We start from the raw sequence: 1,534 nt of genomic DNA on the forward strand, positions 1-1,534 counted from the left end.
GGGCCACCGGCGGTCCGTCGGAACACGCCTTCGCGGCCCTGGTCGGACTGGAGCTGCGCCCCCGCCGGCTGCGGGATGCCGCCGCCCTGTGGTCCGCCCTGAAGGAGGAACGCGGGGTCGAAGGACGGGACGCGATCTGGAACCACCCCGACCTGCTGCCGACCGCGGAGGATCTGGACGATCCGGCCGGCTTCAGCGCCCGGCGGAAGCTGCTGGACGCCTCGGAGGCGGAAGTCGACGAGGCGCTGCAGAAACTCTTGAGCGGTGGCTTCGAAGGGCAGCAGCCCGGCGACGGCGATGCCCGGAAGCCGGACGGCACCGCCGACCGTGGAGACTCCGGCAGCGCCGGCGGAGGTCCGGACGGCTCCGCTGGCGGTGAGGATACCGGCACCGCCGACGGAGGCCCGGACGGTTCCGGAAGCGGAGACCGCGGCTAGCAGTCGCTCTCGCCGGCGCCGGCACCGTCCATGTCGTCCCCGTCCTGCAGGCCGCGGCCCATGGCAAAGGCGGCGCCGGAGAGGAAGGCCTTGGCGCGTTCGAGCTCCGGATAGGCCTGCAGCAAGCGCCAGAAGCGTGGGCCGTGGCCGGGCTCCAGCAGGTGTGCCAGCTCGTGCAGGATCACGTAGTCGACGACCCAGGCGGGCATGTCCTTGATCTTGTCCGAGATGCGGATGGTGCCCCGGGCCGGCGTTGCCGACCCCCAGCGGTCGTTCTGGTTGGAAACCCATCGGATGCTGGTCGGGACGGCGTTGCCGGCCAGGTAACGCTGCGACAGCTCCGCCGCGTGGCGGGCCAGGTCAGTGTCGCCCGCGGCGGTCCGTCCCTCCGGCCGGGAGCCGCGCGTCTCGAGCCTGGCCAGCATCCGCTGCACCCACTCCCGTTCCTGCGCCGGCGAAAAGTGGCCGGGAATGGAGATCACGGCGGCCCCGTCCCGCCACGCGGCGGAGACGGTCCGGCGCCGGCGTGCTGACCGTTTAACCACCACGGGGGCCCCTGTGGATGTGGTCAGCGCCACCCGCTCCCCCGTGTCGGCCACCAGCGGGACCGGCCGCGGAGGCGTTGCACTGGCACGGGATTCCTGCGTCTGATCTGCTCGGGACATGCGACGAGGTTACCGGGTCAATCCGACCGTCCGCATCCGCCCAGGCCCGGGGCCCGGTTTTCTGTGGATAACCCTCCGACGCCTGCCGCCGCCGTGCCAGCATGGAGGACCGGGCCGCGCCCGGACCACGGGCAGGCGGCGAGGAGGGTTGCGGTGGCACAGTTGAGAATCAATCCAGGCCTGCGCATGCTGGAGGGCGCCGCGGGCAGCGTCCAGTTCGGCCTGGGCGCCGGCGGACTGGTGGTCGAGGGGACCGGGGAAGCGGACCGGCACTTCCTGTCCCGGCTGTGCCGGGGCATCGAATCGGCCGACCTGGATGACGTGCGGGCAGCCTGTGGCCTGGACAGGGAGCGGGCCGCGTCGCTGTTGGCGGCACTGGCACCGGTCCTGCTGCCGGACTCCGGCGGGGAACGCCTGTCGGGGTTGCGCGCC

3 protein-coding genes are annotated in these 1,534 nt (G+C 72.8%); 2 read left to right on the forward strand and 1 reads right to left on the reverse strand.

Annotated features, from left to right (window positions below):
• On the forward strand, positions 1-437 hold a 437-nt coding region (locus tag AC5RUJ_RS16155), incomplete at its 5' end, for a zinc-dependent metalloprotease (protein WP_494156230.1).
• Here the strand turns inward: AC5RUJ_RS16155 and AC5RUJ_RS16160 are convergent.
• The gene (locus AC5RUJ_RS16160) at positions 434-1,102 is read right to left on the reverse strand and encodes a M48 family metallopeptidase (protein ID WP_494128653.1); all 669 of its coding nucleotides are present in this window, start codon (positions 1,100-1,102) and stop codon (positions 434-436) included. The two genes, AC5RUJ_RS16155 and AC5RUJ_RS16160, sit on opposite strands and share 4 nt — an antisense overlap.
• 153 nt (positions 1,103-1,255) lie before the next feature.
• On the opposite strand from AC5RUJ_RS16160, the gene AC5RUJ_RS16165 reads away from it, so the two are divergent.
• Positions 1,256-1,534: hypothetical protein (locus AC5RUJ_RS16165; RefSeq protein ID WP_494156231.1), on the forward strand; the 279-nt coding region annotated here is incomplete at its 3' end.

It is taken from the genome of Arthrobacter sp. Y3223164 (assembly GCF_059091005.1).

Bases quoted from the DNA above. Each gene is read 5' to 3' on its own strand.
- AC5RUJ_RS16160 (WP_494128653.1), bottom strand. From the start codon at position 1,102: ATGTCCCGAGCAGATCAGACGCAGGAATCCCGTGCCAGTGCAACGCCT.